This window comes from Humitalea rosea (assembly GCF_003253705.1).
In the GTDB taxonomy this organism is placed as follows: domain Bacteria; phylum Pseudomonadota; class Alphaproteobacteria; order Acetobacterales; family Acetobacteraceae; genus Humitalea; species Humitalea rosea.
Genome location: NZ_QKYU01000036.1, coordinates 19,033 through 32,846, shown reverse-complemented (window position 1 = coordinate 32,846; position 13,814 = coordinate 19,033). Strand labels below are relative to the sequence as shown.

The following is a 13,814-nucleotide window of genomic DNA, read 5'->3' as shown; positions in this document are numbered from 1 at the left end:
GGGAATAGGGTGCTCCCATCGACGCTGGCCTCCTACCCAGCCAGAACCTTGAATCAGATCACCCTCCGCGTCGGGAAGAAAATTCGATTCAGCCCAAACGCATCCCGCTCTAAGCCGCGTCATTCAGATGGCAGGCGCTGCGATGCCTCGGCGCGATCTCCCGCAGCACCGGCCGCTCCACCGAGCAGCGCGGCATGGCGAAGGGGCAGCGCGGGTGGAAGTGGCAGCCCGGCGGCGGGTTCAGCGGCGAGGGGATTTCGCCCTGCACCACCGTGAAGGCCTTCTTCCGCGCCTCGATCCGCGGCACCGCCGCCAGCAGCGACTGGGTATAGGGATGGTTGGCGCGGGCAAAAACCTCGGCCACCGGCGCTTCCTCGACCACCCGGCCGAGATACATGATCACCACCCGGTCGGAGAGGTGTTCGACCACGCTCAGATCATGGCTGATGAAGAGGTAGGTCAGGTTCAGCTCGGCGCGCAGCTCCATGAACAGGTTCAGCACCTGCGCCTGGATCGACACGTCGAGTGCGGCCACCGCCTCGTCGCAGACCAGGAAATCCGGCTGCACCGCGAGTGCCCGGGCAATGCCGATGCGCTGGCGCTGGCCGCCTGAGAACTGGTGCGGGTAGCGGCGCTTGAAGGCCGGGTCCAACCCCGCGCGGCGCATCTGGTTGTCCACATAGGCCGCCTGCCCGGCGGCATCGGTCAGCCCGTGGTAGAGCGGCGCCTCGCCCACGATGTCGGCCACCCGCAGCCGCGGGTTGAGGCTGGCATAGGGGTCCTGGAAGATCATCTGCGTGCGCAGTTTCACGCGCTTGGCTTCCGCACCTTGCAGGGTGTTGACCTCCACGCCCTCGCGGAAGATCTGCCCGTCGGAGGCCGGCATGATGCCCGCGACCATCCGCCCGAGGGTGGATTTGCCGCAGCCGCTCTCACCGACCAGGCCGACGACCTCGCCCTTGTGCACCGAGAGGTCCACGCCATCGACGGCATGCACCACCTCTTCCCGCACCGGGGCGCCGAGGCGCTTGGCCAGGCGGCCGGCGAAGTCGAGCGTCTTCTCGAAGCGGCGGGAGACGCCGCGCAACTCGATCATGGGGGGGGTCATGCGGTGGGGACCGTCGCGCGCAGCGGGCGGACGCAGCGGACGAAGCGCCCGGGCAGGGCTTCATCCATGGGCGGTTCTTGCAAGCAGTCCTCTCCAGCCTGGAAACAGCGTGCGCGGAAGGTGCAGCCCTTGGGCAGCGACAGCAGCGAGGGCGTCATGCCCGGAATCTGGCGCAGCGGCACGCCGCGCGCATTGCGGCTGGGCACCGAGCCCAGCAGCCCCGAGGTATAGGGATGCAGCGGTGCGTCCAGCACCTCGCCCACATCGCCCTGCTCGACGATGCGGCCGGCGTACATGACGGCGATGTCGTCGGCGAGGCCGGCAACCACCGAGAGGTCATGCGTGATCCAGAGCAGGCTGGTGCCGGTGGTGGCGGCGAGTTTCTGCACCTCGGCCAGGATCTGGCCCTGGATGGTCACGTCGAGTGCCGTGGTCGGCTCATCGGCGATGATCAGATCGGGGCGATGCAGCAGCGCGATGGCGATCGCCACGCGCTGGCGCATGCCGCCCGAGAACTGATGCGGGTAGGACATCAGCCGCTCGTCGGGGGAGGGGATGCCGACCATGCCGAGCGCGTCGCGGGAGCGCTGACGGGCAACCTCGCGCGAGCTGTTGTCATGCGCCTGCACCGTCTCGATCATCTGCGTGTCGATGCGCAGGACCGGGTTCAGCGTCATCATCGGGTCCTGGAAGACCATGGCGATGCGGTTGCCGCGCAGCTGCCGCATCTCCTCTTCCGGCATGCCGACGAGTTCGCGGCCCTGGAACTTGATCGAGCCCTCGACGATGCGTCCCGGCGGATCGACCAGCCCGATCAGCGAGAAGCCGGTGACGGTCTTGCCCGAGCCGCTCTCGCCCACGAGGCCGAGGACCTGACCCTTGGCGATGCTGAAGGAGACGTCATCGACCGCCTTCACGACACCGGCGCGGGTGTGGAAATGGGTCCGCAGACCTTGGACTTCGAGAGTGTTCACTTCTGCAACCGCGGGTTCAGCACGTCGCGCAGATGGTCGCCGACGAGGTTGATCGAGACGATGGTGATGAGCAGGGCGATGCCCGGATAGAAGGAGATCCAGTACTTCCCGCTCAGCATGTACTCATAGCCATTGGCGATCAGCAGCCCGAGCGAGGGCTCGGTGATCGGCACGCCGAGGCCGAGGAAGGAGAGCGTCGCCTCCAGCGCGATCGCGCGGGCCACCTGGATGGTGCCGATGACGATCAGCGGCGGCAGGCAGTTCGGCAGCAGATGCACGAAGATGATGCGCCAGGTCGGAAGCGCGAGGCATTGCGCCGCCTCGACATATTCCCGCCTGCGCTCGACCAGCGCCGAGCCGCGCACGGTGCGCGCGTAATAGGCCCATTCGACGATGACCAGCGCGATGACGACGTTGGAGATGCCCTTGCCGAGGAAGGCCAGGATCATCAGCGCCGCGAGGATGGTCGGGAAGGAGAGCTGGAGATCGACCAGCCGCATGATCACCGTATCGGTCTTGCCGCCGGCATAGGCCGCGAGCATGCCGAGCGAGGCACCGATGATGCCAGCGATGAAGGCCGAACCGGCGCCGACGATCAGCGAGATGCGCAGCCCGTAGATGATGCCGGACAGCATGTCGCGGCCCTGGTCATCGGTGCCGAGCCAGTAGGTGAAGCCGGCGCCGCCGACCGTCCCCGGCTCCATCCGCCCATCCATGATGTCGAGCTGGAACAGGTCATAGGGGTTCTGCGGCGTGATCCATGGCGCGAAGACCGCGAGCAGCACGATGATGGTGAAGACCACCAGCGCGCCGACCGCGATGCGGCTTTCCATGAACTGGCTGATGAACCGCCGCAGCGGTGTTTCGACCCGCGGGGCAACCGGCTCGGGGGTCACGGGTTCGGCGGCCGCACTCATATCGCCTTGCTCTCCAGCCGCACGCGGGGATCGAGGATCGTATAGGTCAGATCGACGACCAGATTGATGATGATGAACATGAACACGATCATCATCAGGTAGGCGACGATCACCGGCCGATCGAGCACGTTGATGCTGTCGATGATCAGCTTGCCCATGCCCGGCCAGGCAAAGATGCTTTCGGTGACGACCGAGAAGGCGATGGTGCTGCCGAACTCAAGCCCGGTCACGGTGACGACGGGGATGAGGATGTTCTTGAACACATGCACGAAGATGACACGGGAATTGGTCAGCCCCTTGGCGCGGGCGAATTTCACGTAGTCCATCAGCATCGCCTCGCGCACGCCGGCGCGGGTGAGGCGGATGACCAGGCTGATCTTGAACAGCGCGAGGTTCATCGCCGGCATGATCATATGCGCCAGCCCGTCCCGCGTCAGGAAGGACCAGCGCGAGCCGAGGATCTCGACGGTGGTGCCGCGGCCCGTGGAGGGCAGCCAGCCAAGCTGCACGGCGAAGACCATGATCAGCATCAGCCCGACCCAGAAGCTGGGCAGGGAGAAGCCGAGGATGGAGCCGGCCATGATGGAGCGGCCGCCGATGCTATCGGGCTTCAGCCCGGCGTAAAGGCCGAGCGGCAACCCGACCACGATGGCGAGCACGGTGGCGCCGACCGCGAGTTCGAGCGTCGCGGGCATGCGCTGCAGGATCAGTTGCAGCGCGGGCACATTGTAGACGAAGGACCGCCCCAGATCGCCCTGGAGCGCCCTGACCAGAAAGACGCCGTATTGCTGCCACAGCGGCAGGTCGAGCCCGAGGGCCGCTACGGCCCGCGCGCGTTCGGCCTGATCCGCGTCCGGGGAGATCAGGATCTCCACCGGATCGCCGATGCCGTAGACGCCGATGAATACGATCAACGACATCGCCAGCATGACCAGAAGGGCCTGAAACAGCCGGCGAATAAGATACAGCGTCATTTCGTCAGATCACCTGGCCGGAGCGGGGCGCACGTCTTGCGGGCGGGTCAGTTCATCCGCGCGGGGCTCATGGATATAGCCTTGGCGGGTAGCCCAGATGTTGGTCTGGATATGCAGCGGGATGATGCCGACATCCTGCGCCACGATACGCTGCGCATTGATCTCGATCTGCTCGCGCTTGCCCTCATCCAGTTCGCCCAGCGCCTGGTCCAGCAGCGAATCCACCTGCGGGTTGGAGTAGTGCCCGCGGTTGGAGGCGCCGCGGCCGCGTTCGCGGTCCACCGTCGCCATGATGTTGCGCAGCGGGTGCGAGCCGTCCGGGTTGGAGCCCCAGCCGATCAGGAATGCGGAGTATTCCGCCCGGCCGGCGCGGCCGACGAAGGTCGCCCAGGTCTGTGCCTCGACCGCGGTGCGGATGCCGATGCGGGTCCACATCTGGCCGATCGCCTGAATGATGCGGCTGTCGTTGATGTAGCGGTCGTTCGGCCCGTTCAGCTGGATGCGGAAGCCGTTGGGGTAGCCGGCCTCGGCCAGCAGCCGCTTGGCGCCGTCCGGGTCATAGGCGGGCGCGGTCACGTCGGGCACATGGCTGTAGGTGCCGGGCGGCAGGAACTGGCCGGCCGGCGTTGCCGCACCCTCCATGATGCGGTCCACGATCGCCTTGCGGTCGATGGCGATCGACAGCGCGCGGCGCACCCGAACGTCCTGCAACGGATTGCGGCCGAGCGGCTTGCCGTCATTGTCGGTGATGAAGGGCGAGCTCTCATTCGCCGTGCGCAGCTGGTCGAGGCCGAGGAAGACCAGCCGCAGGCCAACGATCTCCGCCAGCGTCACCCGCGGATCGGCGCGCAGCCGCGCGACATCGGTCGTCGGCACCTGGTCGATCGAATCGACGTCGCCCGAGAGCAGCGAGGCGAGGCGCGAGGCGTCGTTGGTGATCATGCGATAGGTCACGCGATCGAAGGCGGGCGCCGGCCCCCAATAGGTCGGGTTGCGCGCGAATTCGATGCGGTCGCCATTGCGATAGGCGGTCGGGCGGTAGGGCCCGGTGCCGAAGGCGACCTTCAGCGAGTTGAAGTCATCCGTGCTCGCGCCCTCGGAGGTCTCCTTGTCGAGGATGCGGACATTGGTCATGTCCAGCGGCAGCAGCGGGTAGGGCTCGCGCGTGTGGAAGCGGATGGTCAGCGGATCGACGATCTCCATCCGCAGGATCGGCCGCGCATAGGCGGCATAGGAGGAGGGGCTGTTCGGGACGTTCGGCAGCCGCTCGATGGTGAAGACCACATCCTCGGCGGTGAAGGCATTGCCGTTCTGGAAGGTCACATTGGGACGCAGCTTGAATTCCCAGACGGTCGGCGCGACCGCGGTCCAGGAGACGGCGAGCCCGGGGATCTGACGCGCCTGCGCGTCGGTGTTCACCAGCTTGTCGAAGATCGCGTCGGAGACGGCGTTGTTGGGCGACAGCTGATGATAGTGGGGGTCGATGCTGGTCACGGGCGCGCCGACAGCCATGATCATGTGGCCTGCCTCACGCTGGGCCTGCGCCACACCGGACATGCAAACCACCGACACCGCGGCCAGGGCCGCTGTCTTCATGTTCTTCATTTTCATTCCTCGCCACCCAGAAGGCGACGAGTCTAGCAGCGCGTTGCAAGCCTCGCTAGGTTGTTGAGCTGCAACCATTTCGTAACAAATACCGGTGCTGCCTCATGTGGCGGCAGTGGGCGCCGCGGCATTCGCGGCCTGGGCCGCTTTGGTGCAGGCTTAGTCTTCCTCGTCGGCCGGGGCGACGGGCAGGATCGCGGTTTCCTTGGCCGAGGCGAGGGCGACCAGGGTCTCGCTGCGCTCCACCGCCGGAAGGCCGCGGATATGTTCGGCGACGAAGAGTTCCAGCGCACGCAGATCCGCCAGCCGCAGCTTGAGCAGATAGGACCAGGGGCCGGTCACGGCGTGGCATTCCAGCACCGCCTCCAGCCGCCGCATGGCGCGGTGGAAGTGCTCATCCTGCCCGGGCCGCAGCCCGACGAAGACGAAGGCGAGCAGCGTGCAGCCGACGGCGTTGGGGTCCAGATCCGCCCGCCAGCCGCGGATGGTGGCCCGTTCCTCCAGCCGCTTCACCCGTTCGGCGGTGGCCGAGACGGAGAGTCCGGCGACCTTGGCCAATTCGGCGAGACCCGCCGCCCCGTTTTCCTGCAGGGCGACGAGAATATTTCGATCAATCTCGTCCATGGGCCGATCCTAGAGCAACATCGTGACGGCAGGGAATCAGTCCGTCCCGATTGCCCTCCCGGCCTCAGACGTAGTGTTCGGCCAGCGGCGCGAAGCCGTTGAAGCGCTGGCTCGCATAGGTGGTGACATAGGCGCCGGTCGCGAGGATCTCGACCCGGTCCCCTTCCTCCAGCGCCAGCGGCAGGCGGTAGTTCGACCGCTCATACAGCGTGTCGGTGCTGTCGCAGGTCGGGCCGGCGATGGTCACGGGGCCGGTGTCGCCATCGTCATGCGGGGTGCGGAAGGCGTATTTGATCGCCTCGCCCTCGGTCTCCGCCAGGCCGCCGAAACGGCCGATGTCGAGGTACACCCAACGCACGGGGTCGTCCTGCGCCTTGCGCGAGACCAGCACGACCTCGGCCGAGACCACGCCCGCGTCGCCCACGACGAAGCGGCCGGGCTCGATGACGATCTCGGGCAGGGCATTGCCGAAATGGTCGGTCATGGCGGTCATGATCGCCTCGCCGATTTCGCCGATCTCGGGCACTTCGGCGCGGTAGCGCACGGGGTAGCCGCCGCCGAGGTTGACCATCCGCACGTTCACGCCGGCCTGCGACAGGTCGGTGAACAGCATCGCCGCCTTGGCGATGGCGGCCTTGTAGGCCTCGGTGTTGGTCTGCTGGCTGCCGACGTGGAAGGACAGGCCATAGGCGTCCAGGCCCAGCTCCTCGGCCAGCAGCATCAGCCGGCGGGCTTCCTCGACCTCGCAGCCGAACTTCTTCGACAGCGGCCATTCGGCGCCGACATTGCCGACCAGGATGCGGCAATAGACGCGCGCGCCGGGGGCGGCGCGGGAGAGCTTGCGCAGCTCAGGCTCGCTGTCGAAGGCGAACATGCGCACGCCGCGCGAGAAGGCCGCGGCGATCGCGCGCTCCTTCTTGATGGTGTTGCCATAGGAGATGCGCGCGGGTTCGGCGCCGGCCTCCAGGCACATCTCCACTTCCTCGTAGGAGGCGGCATCGAAGCTGGAGCCGAGCGCGACCAGGCGCCCGAGCACGGGCGCTGCCGGATTGGCCTTCACGGCATAATAGATGCGCGCGGCCGGCAGGGCTTCATGCAGCCGGGCATAATTCTCGGCCACGCGATCGACGTCCAACACCAGGCACGGAGTCGCCGGAGCGAAATCGCGCAGGTAGCGGCTGACCTTGGGGGTCATCGCTTCCATCCTTCCAAGTTTTATGGACCGGCCCGTATCAGGCGGCGGCCCCAAGTTAACGAAACGGTCGAACGAACCAGCGACCAAGAGTGACCGATGAGCCTTGCGGCCTATCGGGGTGCCAGAACGCTTGACGTCGTTGCGTAAACCTTTGGCTGCCCAAAACATCGGGGCGGCCTGGGGCCAGAGGCACGTGCGTACTGCGTCTGAGCGGGCAAATAGCCCCACGCCCCCCCGGCCGCAAGGCGCAATTGAACCGCGCCGGATGTTTTTCGCGAAACAGCCATGAACGGCCGGAATGCCCCCCGTGCGTCCCCAGCGCAACGAGGCGATTCGCCTGCGATCCGGCGGGGCGGCCGGGAGAAATCCGGCGTGCGATTTGCCCTTCCCGTCGGGCGGGCCCTGGGCGATAGGCTGCCCACCATGGAAGCCATCCCGCCGCCCGTCCTGTTCTTCGCCCTCGGCGCTTTTGCCGCTTTCATCCGCTCCGACCTCGCGCTGCCCGATGCCGTGGCGAAGGGGCTGTCGCTCTATCTGATGGTCGCGATCGGGCTGCATGGGGGCTTCGCCCTGGCCAGCCCCGGCGCCGCCGTCGGCGTGCTGCCCGCACTGGCCCTCGGCGTCGGGATGTCGTTCCTGCTGCCGGTGCCGGCCTTCGGCGTGCTGCGGGCCTTCACGCGGCTCGACCGCCCGACCGCGGCGGCCGTCGCGGGGCATTACGGCTCGGTCAGCGTCGTCACCTTCGCCGCGGCGGTGCAGGCGATCTCCGCCGCCGGGCTGCGGTCCGAGGCCTATATGCCCGCTGTCCTCGCCGCGATGGAGGCTCCGGCCATCATCAGCGCGCTGATGCTCGCGGGGCCGCAGCCCGGCCGCCGGTCGGCTCGCGGGGGCAAGGGGGCGCTGCTGAAGGAAGTGCTGGCCGGCGGGCCGGTGCTGCTGCTGCTCGGCAGCATGGCGATCGGCTGGGCCGGGGGGGCTTCGGCGCATGCCCAGCTCGCGCCCTTCGCCGAGGGGCTCTTTCCCGGCGCGCTTTGCCTGTTCCTGTTGGAGATGGGCCTGGTCGCGGCCCGCCAGCTGCGCGGCGCCGCCGATGCCCGCCGGCGCGGTCCCCGCGCGGCGGGCACGCTGGATGCGCGGCTGGTCGCCTTCGCGCTGCTGATGCCGCTGTTCGGCGCCTCGGTCGGGATCGGGATGGCGAGCCTGATCGGGGTCTCGCATGGCGGCATGGCGCTGTTCGGCGTGCTCGGCGCCTCGGCCTCCTACATCGCGGTGCCAGCGGCGATGCGCCTGGCGCTGCCGGAGGCCGATGCGGGGGTCTATGTGACGCTGTCGGTGGCGATCACCTTCCCCTTCAACATCACGCTGGGGATTCCGCTCTACCTCTGGGCGGCGCAGATGCTCGGCTAATCCGCCGCCGGCCGCAGCGCCCGGATCGCGGCCTCAAGCTCGGCCGCATCGGGGCCTGGGGTCCAGCGCAGCGGCTGGTCGGCGGCCTCGGCCAGCAGCGCCTTGTAGGTCGCGCGGGGGATTTCCACGGCGCCGAACTGGGCCAGATGCCCGGTCAGGAACTGCGTATCCAGCAGCGCGCCCCCGCCCCAACGCAGCCGCGCGACCAGATGCACCAGCGCGACCTTGGAGGCGTCTCGCCCCCGGCTGAACATGCTCTCGCCGAAGAAGGCGGCGCCCAGCGCCACGCCATAAAGCCCGCCGACCAGCGCCTCCCCCTCCCAGACCTCGACCGAATGGGCGTGGCCCATGTGGTGCAGGGCGAGGAACAGGCGCTCGATCTCGGTATTGATCCAGGTGCCCTCCCGCCCCGGTGCCGGGGCGGCGCAGCCGGTGATGACCCCGGCGAAATCGGCATTGGCGGTGACCCGGTAGGGGCCCGAGAGCACCGTGCGCTTCAGCCGGCGCGGCAGATGGAAGTGGTCCAGCGGCAGGATCCCGCGCGGATCGGGGTCGAGCCAATGCAGCCGCGCCGCATCCCGCGCCTCTGCCATGGGGAACACCCCCGCCCGATAGGCGCGGAGCATCAGTTCAGGGGTGATGTCGAGGGAGCGTTGGCGCACCGCGGCAGCATGCCACGGCGGGGCATTCCAAGGGCAGCCCCTTGTGTTTTCGCATGGCGCACGAAATCACGGTTTCGTGATAGTGCAGAGAACGCATCCGAAACCGCCGCTGACGCGTATTGTTCACGCGACCGTGACGGCGCGCCACAGGCGGGGACTGAGTGATGCAGCAGGTCAGCCAGACGATCGGACATGACGCAGCCAAGCTTGGCGGTGGCTTTCACACCCCGTCCACGCTGCCCGTGGCCGGCGTGGGAGCACACGCGGAGTTGCGCGCCGCCCGCCTGCGACCCTCCTGGCGTGAGGATGCGGTGCATCGGCTGACCCGAATTCTTTTGCGCCCCGAATGTTGGCTGCGGCTGTTGCAGGCGGTGCCGATCCTGGTCGCGGCGACGCGCGGCACCAAGGGGTGCGTCGCCTTCGACGTCTATGTCTCGGCGACCCGCACCGGGGAGGTGACGATGATCGGCTGCTGGAGCAGCGCCGCCGCCGCCGCGATTCATGACGGGGCGGAGCACACCATCGCCTTCATGCGCTTGGCCGCCGAATGCGCCGAGGCGCCGCCGGATGTGACGACGCTGACCGAGGCGTAGTCAGGCGCGGGAGACGAAGCGCTCCAGCCAATGGATATTGTAGTCGCCGCTCTGGAACTCCGGATCGTCCATGATGCGGATATGCAGCGGCAGGGTCGTCTTGATCCCTTCCACCACCATTTCCTTCAGGGAGCGGCGCATGCGCGCGATCGCCTCGGCCCGGGTGGTGCCATGCGCGATCAACTTGGCGACCAGGCTGTCGTAATGCGGCGGCACCGAATAGCCCGCGTAGAGCGCGCTATCGACCCGCACGCCGAGGCCCCCCGGCGCATGGAACTGCGTGACCCGGCCGGGTGAGGGGGTGAAGGTCACCGGGTCCTCGGCCGTGATGCGGCATTCGATGGCATGGCCGGACAAATGGACATCGGCCTGGGTGTAGCCGAGCGGCTCGCCGGCGGCGACGCGCAGCTGCTCCTTCACCAGATCGACGCCGCAGACCATCTCGGTCACCGGATGCTCCACCTGCAGGCGGGTGTTCATCTCGATGAAGGCGAATTGCCCGTCCTGCCAGAGGAACTCCAGCGTGCCGGCGTTGCGGTAGCCGAGGCCGGCGAGGCCCTTGGTCACCTGCGCGCCCAGCGCATCGCGGTCGGCGGCGGTCAGCGCGGGGGAACCGGCTTCCTCGACCAGCTTCTGGTGGCGGCGTTGCAGCGAGCAGTCGCGTTCGCCGAAATGCACGACGTTGCCGTACATGTCGGCCATGATCTGCAATTCGATGTGACGCGGCTTGTCGAGGTATTTTTCCAGATAGACCGCGTCATCGCCGAAGGCCGCCTTGGCTTCCGTGCGGGCCATGCGCCAGGCGTCTTCCAGCTCGTCGGCGGTCTGGGCGACCTTCATCCCCCGCCCGCCGCCGCCGGCCGCGGCCTTGATCAGCACCGGGTATTTCACGATCTCGGCGACCGCGCGGGCCTCCTCGACCGTATTCAGCGCACCCTCGCTGCCGGGGACCAGCGGCACGCCGAGGGCGCGCATCGCGTTCTTGGCGGCGATCTTGTCGCCCATGATGCGGATGTGCTCGGCGGTCGGGCCGATGAAGGCGAGGCCATGGGCCTCCACCATCTCCGCGAAATTCGCGTTCTCCGACAGGAAGCCGTAGCCCGGGTGGATCGCCTCCGCCCCGGTGATGCTGGCGGCCGAGAGGATGGCGGCCATGTTGAGATAAGAGTCGCGTGCCGGGGCGGGGCCGATGCAGACGGATTCATCCGCCAGCCGCACATGCATGGCGGTCGCATCGGCGGTCGAATGCACCGCGACGGTGAGGATGCCCATCTCCTGGCAGGCGCGATGGATGCGCAGCGCGATTTCGCCGCGATTGGCGATGAGGACCTTCTTGAACACCGGGGCCGCCCTTATTCGACGATCAGCAGGGCTTCGCCGTATTCCACCGGCGTCCCACCCTCGACCAGGATGCGCGACACCGTGCCCGCCTTGGGGGCCCGGATCTGGTTGAAGGTCTTCATCGCCTCGATCAGCAGCAGGGTCTGGCCCTGCACCACGCGGCTGCCGACGGTCACGAAGGGCGGTGCGCCCGGCTCCGGCGCCAGATAGGCGATGCCGACCATGGGCGAGGTCACGGCTCCTGGGTGCGAGGCGTCGTTCGCGACCTCGGCCACCAGGGCAGGGGCGGGGGCCACGGCGGCGGCGGGGGCGGCGACGGTCACCGTGGTCGGCGCCACCGTCACGCTGCGCCCGACCCGGACGCGGCGGTCGCCCTCGACCAGCTCAATCTCCGACAGATCGGTTTCGCGGAGGATCTTCGCCAGTTCGCGGATCGCGGCGGGGTCGAACTGGATACCGGTCATGCATCATCATCCTGAGTGAGGATTCCGGCCATCGCGCGCAGGGCGAGGGCATAACCCCCCGGTCCCAACCCGCAGATCACGCCCGTCGCCGCATGGGAGACATAGGAGTGATGCCGGAACGCCTCGCGACGGTGGATATTGGAGATATGGACCTCGATGACCGGGATGTCGGAGGCGAGCAGCGCATCCATCAGCGCCACCGAGGTATGCGAATACCCTGCGGGATTGATCACGATTCCCGCCGCGCGGCCACGCATTTCGTGAATCCAGCCGATCAGCTCGCCCTCGATGTTCGACTGGCGGAAATCGATGGCCAGATCCAGCTCGTCCGCCACTTCGGCGCAGATCGCCTCGATGTCGTCGAGGGTGGTGGTGCCATAGATCTCCGGCTGGCGCAGGCCGAGCAGGTTCAGGTTCGGGCCGTTGAAGACGGCGATCAGCGGCGGTGTCACGGGCGGCGATCCTCGGCCGGGGGATTTTCCCGGGCGCGCGGGGCTAACACGCGAGGTTTCGCCGCCGCAAGCGCCGAGGCCATCCCGCTTTGTTGCCCCGTGTGTCCAGAAGGCTGTGTCGAGCAGGGCCGGGACGCGTTCCGGAGGCTTGCTCTGCCCCCCGTCGGCGGCCATGTATCGCCCATGCAAAGCCCCATCACCCTGACCGTGAATGGCGAGGCCAAGGCGCTGCCGGCGCCGGCCAGCGTCGCCGACCTGCTCGCGAGCATCGGCCTCGATGGCCGCAAGGTCGCGGTGGAGCGGAACCTCGAAATCGTGCCGCGGTCGCTCTGGCCGGTCACGCCGCTGGAATCGGGCGATGAGCTTGAAATCGTTGCCTTCATTGGGGGAGGCTGAACATGGATGGCATCATCACGACCGATGATTCCTGGGAGGTCGCGGGCCGCCGCTTCCGCTCCCGCCTGATCGTCGGCACCGGCCGCTACAAGGATCTGCCGGAGACGGCGGCGGCGATCGAGGCCTCCGGTGCGGAGATCGTGACCGTCGCGGTGCGGCGGGTGAACACCTCCGACCCTTCGGCGCCGCTGTTGCAGGATTTCGTCTCGCCCGAGCGCTACACCTATCTGCCCAATACCGCCGGCTGCCACACGGCGCAGGAGGCCGTCCGCACCCTGCGCCTGGCGCGAGAGGCCGGTGGCTGGAACCTTGTGAAGCTGGAGGTGCTGGGCCCGCCGCCCTACCTCTACCCCGACATGGCCGGCACCTTCGAGGCGGCGGCGGCACTGATCGCCGATGGCTTCGAGGTGATGGTCTATTGCGCCGATGACCCGGTGGCGGCCAAGCGGCTGGAGGAGATGGGCTGTGTGGCCATCATGCCGCTGGGCGCGCCGATCGGCTCCGGCATGGGCGTCGTGAATCCCTATATGATCCGCGCGATCAAGGCCCAGGCGCGCGTGCCGGTGCTGGTCGATGCCGGGATCGGCACGGCCTCGGAGGCCGCCTTCGCCATGGAACTCGGCTGCGACGCCGTGCTGCTGAACAGCGCCATCGCCCATGCCGGCGATCCTGTCCGCATGGCGCGCGCCATGAAGGCGGCGGTGGGGGCGGGGCGGGATGCGTTTCTGGCCCGGCGGATGCCGCGCGACTACCGCGCCGATGCCTCCAGCCCGACCAAGGGGCTGATTGCCGGATGATCCATGCCCGCAAGCGCATCGAGATCGTCGTCGAGCAGCTTCACGCCGGAACCGTCACCGAATTGCTGGACCGGCTGGGCGCCTCGGGCTGGACCATGCTGCCGGTGCTGGCCGGGCGCGGGCGCCAGGGGCTGCGCCAGGGCGGCGTGCCGGGCGGCGTCATGGACAATGTGATGATCGTCTGTATCGTCACGGCCGATACGGCCGACCGGGTCATCGCCGCGCGCGAGGAGTTGCTGGACGCGCGGCCGGCGATCATCTCGCTGACCGATTGCGCCGTGTTGCGGGCGGAGCATTTCTGAAAG

The 13,814-nt window shown here is 68.0% G+C and carries 16 protein-coding genes; 5 read left to right on the top strand and 11 right to left on the bottom strand.

The window, feature by feature from the left end; translation table 11 throughout:
• Nucleotides 1-109 precede the first annotated feature (109 nt).
• The 7 genes from C8P66_RS21540 to C8P66_RS21510 all read right to left on the bottom strand — a co-directional run bounded on the left by C8P66_RS21540 (nt 110) and on the right by C8P66_RS21510 (nt 7,397).
• Nucleotides 110-1,096: an ABC transporter ATP-binding protein gene (locus C8P66_RS21540; RefSeq protein ID WP_408882270.1), complete on the bottom strand. Its 987-nt coding sequence runs from the start codon at nt 1,094-1,096 to the stop codon at nt 110-112.
• An 8-nt stretch (nt 1,097-1,104) separates the two neighbouring features.
• Nucleotides 1,105-2,082: an ABC transporter ATP-binding protein gene (locus tag C8P66_RS21535; RefSeq protein WP_111400349.1), complete on the bottom strand. Its 978-nt coding sequence runs from the start codon at nt 2,080-2,082 to the stop codon at nt 1,105-1,107.
• Nucleotides 2,079-2,999, bottom strand: coding sequence for an ABC transporter permease (locus tag C8P66_RS21530; RefSeq protein WP_111400348.1), 921 nt, complete (start codon nt 2,997-2,999; stop codon nt 2,079-2,081). Before C8P66_RS21530 ends, C8P66_RS21535 begins: the two co-directional genes overlap by 4 nt.
• Nucleotides 2,996-3,973 carry an ABC transporter permease gene (locus C8P66_RS21525; protein ID WP_111400347.1) on the bottom strand — a complete coding sequence of 326 codons (978 nt, stop codon included), beginning with the start codon at nt 3,971-3,973 and terminating at the stop codon, nt 2,996-2,998. Before C8P66_RS21525 ends, C8P66_RS21530 begins: the two co-directional genes overlap by 4 nt.
• Nucleotides 3,974-3,982: 9 nt before the next feature.
• On the bottom strand, nt 3,983-5,569 hold the full coding sequence (locus tag C8P66_RS21520) for an ABC transporter substrate-binding protein (RefSeq protein ID WP_245903724.1): 1,587 nt from the start codon (nt 5,567-5,569) through the stop codon (nt 3,983-3,985).
• A 168-nt stretch (nt 5,570-5,737) separates the two neighbouring features.
• Nucleotides 5,738-6,202 carry an Lrp/AsnC family transcriptional regulator gene (locus C8P66_RS21515; protein ID WP_111400345.1) on the bottom strand — a complete coding sequence of 155 codons (465 nt, stop codon included), beginning with the start codon at nt 6,200-6,202 and terminating at the stop codon, nt 5,738-5,740.
• A 64-nt stretch (nt 6,203-6,266) separates the two neighbouring features.
• Nucleotides 6,267-7,397, bottom strand: a complete 1,131-nt coding sequence (locus C8P66_RS21510; protein ID WP_111400355.1) for a type III PLP-dependent enzyme — start codon at nt 7,395-7,397, stop codon at nt 6,267-6,269.
• Between the two features lie 372 nt (nt 7,398-7,769).
• On the opposite strand from C8P66_RS21510, the gene C8P66_RS21505 reads away from it, so the two are divergent.
• Nucleotides 7,770-8,804, top strand: a complete 1,035-nt coding sequence (locus C8P66_RS21505; RefSeq protein WP_245903723.1) for a sodium-dependent bicarbonate transport family permease — start codon at nt 7,770-7,772, stop codon at nt 8,802-8,804.
• Here the strand turns inward: C8P66_RS21505 and aat are convergent.
• The gene (gene aat / locus C8P66_RS21500) at nt 8,801-9,430 is read right to left on the bottom strand and encodes a leucyl/phenylalanyl-tRNA--protein transferase (protein ID WP_111400354.1); all 630 of its coding nucleotides are present in this window, start codon (nt 9,428-9,430) and stop codon (nt 8,801-8,803) included. The genes C8P66_RS21505 and aat overlap by 4 nt on opposite strands.
• 200 nt (nt 9,431-9,630) lie before the next feature.
• Between aat and C8P66_RS21495 the strand changes: the two genes are divergently transcribed.
• Nucleotides 9,631-10,059, top strand: a complete 429-nt coding sequence (locus C8P66_RS21495; RefSeq protein ID WP_342768032.1) for a putative quinol monooxygenase — start codon at nt 9,631-9,633, stop codon at nt 10,057-10,059.
• Here the strand turns inward: C8P66_RS21495 and accC are convergent, their stop codons facing one another.
• Genes accC through aroQ form a run of 3 tightly spaced genes read right to left on the bottom strand, consistent with a single transcriptional unit; the run spans nt 10,060 to nt 12,316 of the window.
• A complete protein-coding gene (accC, locus tag C8P66_RS21490) occupies nt 10,060-11,400 on the bottom strand; it encodes an acetyl-CoA carboxylase biotin carboxylase subunit (RefSeq protein ID WP_111400342.1) in 1,341 nt (446 codons plus the stop codon).
• Between the two features lie 11 nt (nt 11,401-11,411).
• Nucleotides 11,412-11,864: an acetyl-CoA carboxylase biotin carboxyl carrier protein gene (gene accB / locus C8P66_RS21485; RefSeq protein WP_111400341.1), complete on the bottom strand. Its 453-nt coding sequence runs from the start codon at nt 11,862-11,864 to the stop codon at nt 11,412-11,414.
• Nucleotides 11,861-12,316 carry a type II 3-dehydroquinate dehydratase gene (gene aroQ, locus C8P66_RS21480; RefSeq protein ID WP_111400340.1) on the bottom strand — a complete coding sequence of 152 codons (456 nt, stop codon included), beginning with the start codon at nt 12,314-12,316 and terminating at the stop codon, nt 11,861-11,863. The genes accB and aroQ overlap by 4 nt, the downstream gene beginning before the upstream one ends.
• A gap of 183 nt (nt 12,317-12,499) precedes the next feature.
• Here aroQ and thiS point away from each other — a divergent pair, with 183 nt between their 5' ends.
• From thiS to C8P66_RS21465, 3 genes are read left to right on the top strand one after another with little or no spacing between them, the layout of a single operon-like run.
• Nucleotides 12,500-12,712, top strand: a complete 213-nt coding sequence (gene thiS, locus C8P66_RS24795) for a sulfur carrier protein ThiS (protein WP_111400339.1) — start codon at nt 12,500-12,502, stop codon at nt 12,710-12,712.
• A 2-nt stretch (nt 12,713-12,714) separates the two neighbouring features.
• Nucleotides 12,715-13,509, top strand: a complete 795-nt coding sequence (locus C8P66_RS21470) for a thiazole synthase (RefSeq protein ID WP_111400338.1) — start codon at nt 12,715-12,717, stop codon at nt 13,507-13,509.
• Nucleotides 13,506-13,811 (top strand): P-II family nitrogen regulator, encoded by a 306-nt coding sequence (locus tag C8P66_RS21465; protein WP_111400337.1) that lies wholly within the window; start codon nt 13,506-13,508, stop codon nt 13,809-13,811. The genes C8P66_RS21470 and C8P66_RS21465 overlap by 4 nt, the downstream gene beginning before the upstream one ends.
• Nucleotides 13,812-13,814 lie beyond the last annotated feature (3 nt).

Bases quoted from the DNA above. Each gene is read 5' to 3' on its own strand.
- C8P66_RS21470 (WP_111400338.1), top strand. From the start codon at position 12,715: ATGGATGGCATCATCACGACCGATGATTCCTGGGAGGTCGCGGGCCGC.
- C8P66_RS21525 (WP_111400347.1), bottom strand. From the start codon at position 3,973: ATGACGCTGTATCTTATTCGCCGGCTGTTTCAGGCCCTTCTGGTCATG.
- C8P66_RS21540 (WP_408882270.1), bottom strand. From the start codon at position 1,096: ATGATCGAGTTGCGCGGCGTCTCCCGCCGCTTCGAGAAGACGCTCGAC.
- thiS (WP_111400339.1), top strand. From the start codon at position 12,500: ATGCAAAGCCCCATCACCCTGACCGTGAATGGCGAGGCCAAGGCGCTG.
- accB (WP_111400341.1), bottom strand. From the start codon at position 11,864: ATGACCGGTATCCAGTTCGACCCCGCCGCGATCCGCGAACTGGCGAAG.
- C8P66_RS21530 (WP_111400348.1), bottom strand. From the start codon at position 2,999: ATGAGTGCGGCCGCCGAACCCGTGACCCCCGAGCCGGTTGCCCCGCGG.
- C8P66_RS21495 (WP_342768032.1), top strand. From the start codon at position 9,631: ATGCAGCAGGTCAGCCAGACGATCGGACATGACGCAGCCAAGCTTGGC.
- C8P66_RS21465 (WP_111400337.1), top strand. From the start codon at position 13,506: ATGATCCATGCCCGCAAGCGCATCGAGATCGTCGTCGAGCAGCTTCAC.
- C8P66_RS21515 (WP_111400345.1), bottom strand. From the start codon at position 6,202: ATGGACGAGATTGATCGAAATATTCTCGTCGCCCTGCAGGAAAACGGG.
- C8P66_RS21520 (WP_245903724.1), bottom strand. From the start codon at position 5,569: ATGAAGACAGCGGCCCTGGCCGCGGTGTCGGTGGTTTGCATGTCCGGT.
- C8P66_RS21510 (WP_111400355.1), bottom strand. From the start codon at position 7,397: ATGACCCCCAAGGTCAGCCGCTACCTGCGCGATTTCGCTCCGGCGACT.
- aat (WP_111400354.1), bottom strand. From the start codon at position 9,430: ATGCTCCGCGCCTATCGGGCGGGGGTGTTCCCCATGGCAGAGGCGCGG.